The organism is uncultured Mailhella sp. (genome assembly GCF_905187505.1).
In the GTDB taxonomy this organism is placed as follows: domain Bacteria; phylum Desulfobacterota; class Desulfovibrionia; order Desulfovibrionales; family Desulfovibrionaceae; genus Mailhella.
The window spans coordinates 1-4,493 of sequence record NZ_CAJJIC010000161.1; the positions used below are offsets into that span (position 1 = coordinate 1).

A 4,493-nucleotide genomic window follows, 5' to 3' on the forward strand; every position below is an offset into this window, starting at 1 on the left:
GTGATCGACACCTCTTCCCTTCTGACAAGAGAACTGAAGGAAGAACTGGATCGCGTGTGCTACCTTGTGGGCCATCACCACACCTACGCGAACATGGACGGACTGGACTACCGGATGCTTGTGGAGGCGGACTTTCTGGTGAACCTCCACGAGGATCACGAAAGCGAAAAGGCCGTGCGCGCCGCCCTCGAGCGCATCTTCCGCACGAAAAGCGGCCGCAGCCTGTGCCGCGCCATGTTCGGCATAGACGACTGACGTCCCCGGACGGAAGAGCCTGCGGACTGCCCCGGGCAATGGAATGCCCTGCCCCTCCCCGCGGAAAGCGCCCGGCACGGCCCCTTCCCGACCGGAGCTCCGCGCAAGCGACGCAAGCGGCTCTTCCGCGGAAGACAAGCCCGCATGAACGCCGCGTTCCCGGCATTTTCCGGAGCGCGCCGCCCTCCGCGAAATCGCCTTCCGTTGCGCCCCTTCCGCTTTCCCCGCGCCGTTTCTTCGTGCAAACGCCCGCCTTCCTCCCCGCGCCGGGCCCTGAACGAGACGCGCCCGCTACGACACAGGCGCCCCGTCGCCTTTCTGCGCGCGAACGAGCCGACCGAAGCCGGAAGAAACGCCTTGCCTCCGCCGCGACAAGGGCTCAACGCCCCTTTCCTGCGCTCCGAAGCCTTTGTGGCGCCGCCATATGCCAAAATTGTTGAAGTTCCCCCTCGCCGTGCGGACACAGATGTGAAATTTTTTGAATATTCAAAAAATTAGTCTTTGTTTTCAAATGGTTGCATTTTGTACTATTATTGACAAAATCCGGCATACGGCATAAGCTGCACACAGCTGACGTTCCGTTGCGCCACAACACCGGAAAAGCCTTTTCCCATCACCCCCGCAAGTTTCAGAGGTGCATTTCCTTGAAAAAGTCTCTTGCCGTTCTCATGTCTCTGGCCATGCTTCTCACCGGCGCCGCTGCCGCCGAAGCAAAAATCACCCTCAAGGTGGCCAACTCCGGCCCCGACACTCCGGAAAACCGCACCGTGTGCGCGGCCGACGTCTACACCGACATGGTGCGCAAGGCCACGAACGGCGAAGTTGAGCTCGTGTTCTACCACGCCAGCAAGCTCGGCGGCGAAGCCGAAGCGCTGGAAGGCATTCAGATGGGCACCATCGACATGGGCACGCTCACGAGCGGCCCCGCCGCGAACTTCATGCCGCAGACCATGGTGTTCGACATTCCCTATCTCATCCAGAGCAGCCCGGCCGGCTGGGAATTTCTGAAGTCCGACTTCGTGAAAAAGCTTTCCGACGAATTTCTGAAGAGAACGGGCGTCCGCATTCTCGCCGTGGCCGAACACGGCTTCCGTCACTTCACGGCCAAGGGCGTCGAGCTGAAGAGCCCGGCCGACATGAAGGATCTCAAGATCCGCGTCATGGAAAACCCGGCCCACATGGCTATGACCCGCGGTCTCGGCGCGTCTCCCACGCCCATTTCCTACAGCGAGCTCTACATGGCTCTGCAGCAGGGCGTCGTGGACGGCATGGAATGCCCCATCGCCAACATTTACGACTCCAAGTTTTATGAAGTGCAGGACAGCCTCGTACTCGACGGCCATCTGTACGGCCCGCTGCTCATCTTCATCAACGAGGACAAGTTCCAGAGCCTGACCCCCGCCCAGCAGGAAGCCCTGTACAAGGGCGCCGAGGCCTTCTGCATCGTGCACGCCGGCATCACCGCCGCGAGCGACGCCGCGGCCCTCAAGGACATGGCCGACAAGGGCATGAAGATCCATCAGCCCACGCCCGAGGAACAGAAGATGTTCCGCGAAGCCGCCCAGCCCGCCGCCCTCAAGATCATCGCCGACCGCATCGGCCAGCAGTGGGTGGACGAAGCCATAAAGGCCGCAAACGACGCCGAAGCCAAGGTGGCCGGCAACGAAAAGCAGCTCATGGACGAATGCATCCGTGAAGCGCAGGAAATGGTGAAGATAGCCCGCGGCAAGTAAAACGCCCACGGCCTTCATGTGTTCCCGGGAAAGGCTTTTTCTGCGGAATGAGCCTTTCCCGATTGTTTTGTCCCGTAACATCCGCACGGTCTTTTGACGGTGGCATCGTCCCCGACTTTTTCCTGTGCGGGCCTTAGCAGAAGCGCAGGGTACGCGCTTCTCCTTCCCATGAGGTTTACCCTAATGAAAAATGTCATGACGTTGATTTCCCTTCAGGTCAACAGGCTGACGAACCTTCTCATGAAGATCAGCCTGTGGCTGGGCATCGCCCTCTGCATTGTCATGGTCGTGGCCACGCTGGGGCAGGTTTTCTGCCGCTTCACCCATCTGTTCACCTTTGAAACCAGCGAAGAGATCGCGCGCTTCAGCATGTGCTGGATGGCCATGCTCGGCAGCGCCGCCGCGCTCAGACAGGGTCGGCATCTCGGCGTGCGCATTCTGGTGGAGCATCTGCCCTCCGGCGTGTACGACAGATATCTCGCTCCCGTCATTCAGCTTGTCATGCTGGCCTTCTTCCTGCTCGTCACGGTGAAGGGCTGGTCGTTCGCCATGCGCGGCGCCATGCAGGTTTCGCCGGCGCTTCAGCTTCCCATGATCTACCCCTATTTGTGTCTGCCCGTGGGCGGTGCGCTCATGGCCCTTTCCATGATCGCCGACATGCTCCAGGACCGCTTCCCCACCGAAGCCGGTTCCAACGCCAGCATCGCGAGCACCGTCATGGAAGACATTTCCGAAGTGGCCGCCACCTGCGAAAACCCGCAGGACGCCCAGGTCTTCGACCCCCTGAACCAGAACCACGACAGCAAGTAGGGATCACGTCATGCTCATGCTCATCTTTATCGTCTTTCTGGTATCGCTGTTTCTCGGCGTGCCGGTAGCCCTGTGCCTTGCCTTCACCACCGTGGCCGGTCTTCTCATGCACGACACCTCCCTGCTCGTGGTGGTGCAGCGAATGTTTCAGGGCTTCAACTCCTTCTCCCTGCTTGCCGTGCCCTTCTTCGTGCTCGCGGGCGATCTCATGAACAAGTGCGGCATCACGCAGCGCCTCATCGACTTTTCCTACATGCTGGTGGGCCGCATTCCCGGCGGTCTCGCCCATTCCAACATTGCGGCCTCCATGTTCCTCGGCGGCATCAGCGGTTCCGCCGTGGCCGACGCCGCGGCCATAGGCTCCATCATGGTGCCCGGCATGATAAAGAACGGCTACAATCCCGGCTTCAGCGCGGCCGTCACCGCGGCCGCCTCCACCATGGGCCCCATCATTCCGCCCTCCATTCTCATGGTCATCATGGGCGTCACCACCGGCATGAGCATAGGCGGTCTGTTCATGGCCGGCATCGTGCCCGGCCTCATGCTCGGCCTCGGCATGATGGGCTACAGCTACTTCGTGGCCATCCGCGAAAACTATCCGCGCGACCCCAATCCCCTCACCATAAAGCGCTTCTGCCGCGAATTCTGGAAGGCGCTGCCCGCCCTCATGGCCCCCACCATCATCATGGGCGGCATCATGTTCGGCATCTTCACCTCCACCGAGGCCGCGGCCGTGGCCGTGCTCTATGCGCTGCTTCTCGGCATCTGCCACCGCACCCTGCGCATGAAGGACCTCATCGAGGTGCTCGGCTCGAGCGTGCTCACCACCGCGGTTCTGCTGCTCATCATCGGCACGGCCAACGCCTTCGCCTGGCTGCTCGCCGCCGAACAGATTCCCAATCAGCTCGCGGCCATCATCCAGTCCGTCACCAGCAACAAGCTCGTCATTCTGCTGCTGATCAACGTGCTGCTGCTCTTCGTGGGCATGTTCATGGAAGGCGGCGCGGCCATCATCATTCTTGCGCCCACGCTGCTCAACGTGGCCACGCAGGTGGGCATCGAGCCTCTGCACTTCGGCATGATCATGGTGCTCAACATGGCCGTCGGCCTGCTCACGCCGCCGCTCGGCGTGTGTCTGTTCGTGATATGCGGCGTCACCAAGCTCGACCTGTCGTACGTCATACGCTCGGTTCTGCCCTTCATCGCCGTGGAGCTCGCCGTGCTGCTGCTCGTCACCTACGTGCCCGCCTTCTGCCTCACCATTCCCAGAATGCTCGGGTATCTGTAAAACGTCCGAAGACGCAAGGGCAAAAGGACCTCCGTGCTCCGCACCGTCCTGCGTCTTCGGCGCACCGTTCCGGTTCCGCGGCCCGCCGCACCGGTTCTCATTTCTTCACGCGCCGCCCGCCCACGGAAAAGCCCGTTCTTTCCCGTGTGCGGGCGCAGGCGTTCCCAACCTCAGCCGGGCGGCAGCAAGGCCGCTTTCCCTGAAAAAACGGTATCGTCATGAACACGAAACTCAGTTCCCACGTCACGCCGCTGCGTTTCAGCGTCATACGCAGCATGCTCGAAAAAGCCTCGGCCTATGACGACGTCATTTCCCTCAGCATAGGCGAACCCGACTTCGACACCCCCTCCTTCGTGTGCGAGGCCGCCATGAAGGACGCCCTGAAGGGCTTTACCCACTACGCGGCC

The 4,493-nt window shown here is 61.3% G+C and carries 3 protein-coding genes and 2 pseudogenes; all 5 read left to right on the forward strand.

The annotated features are described in order from the left end of the window. Positions 1-255 (forward strand): annotated as a pseudogene (locus tag QZZ60_RS10670) (hypothetical protein); the annotation flags it as partial. 644 nt (positions 256-899) lie between these two features. Then, complete coding sequence (dctP, locus tag QZZ60_RS10675; RefSeq protein ID WP_295641252.1) at positions 900-1,988, forward strand: TRAP transporter substrate-binding protein DctP; 1,089 nt, start codon at positions 900-902, stop codon at positions 1,986-1,988. A gap of 195 nt (positions 1,989-2,183) precedes the next feature. Beyond that, on the forward strand, positions 2,184-2,798 hold the full coding sequence (locus QZZ60_RS10680; RefSeq protein WP_295641253.1) for a TRAP transporter small permease: 615 nt from the start codon (positions 2,184-2,186) through the stop codon (positions 2,796-2,798). A 10-nt stretch (positions 2,799-2,808) separates the two neighbouring features. Next, entirely contained in the window at positions 2,809-4,086 is a 1,278-nt protein-coding gene (locus QZZ60_RS10685) for a TRAP transporter large permease (RefSeq protein WP_295641255.1), read from the forward strand. A 218-nt stretch (positions 4,087-4,304) separates the two neighbouring features. After that, positions 4,305-4,493, forward strand: a pseudogene (locus tag QZZ60_RS10690) (pyridoxal phosphate-dependent aminotransferase); the annotation flags it as partial.